This window comes from Bacillus cereus group sp. BfR-BA-01382, assembly GCF_022663475.1.
In the GTDB taxonomy this organism is placed as follows: Bacteria; Bacillota; Bacilli; order Bacillales; family Bacillaceae_G; genus Bacillus_A; species Bacillus_A thuringiensis_S.
The window spans coordinates 1-278 of the sequence record NZ_JAKUFQ010000354.1; the positions used below are offsets into that span (position 1 = coordinate 1).

The window sequence follows — 278 nt, forward strand, 5'->3', positions numbered from 1 at the left end:
TTGTTGGTTCTTTCACTTCTTCTTTTGACTCTTCCACTTCCTTTGTTGGTTCTTTCACTTCTTCTTTTGACTCTTCAACTTCCTTTGTTGGTTCTTTCACTTCTTCTTTTGTTTCTTCCACTTCTTTTGTTGGTTCTTTCACTTCTTCTTTTGACTCTTCCACTTCCTTTGTTGGTTCTTTCACTTCTTCTTTTGACTCTTCCACTTCCTTTGTTGGTTCTTTCACTTCTTCTTTTGGTATTAATTTTTCTACTATATTCTGCATTACAATGCCACTA

1 protein-coding gene is annotated in these 278 nt (G+C 34.9%); it reads right to left on the reverse strand.

The genetic code is table 11. The annotated features are described in order from the left end of the window. Positions 1-265: hypothetical protein (locus tag MR160_RS35420; protein ID WP_276576131.1), on the reverse strand; the 265-nt coding region annotated here is incomplete at its 3' end. Between the last annotated feature and the right edge of the window lie 13 nt (positions 266-278).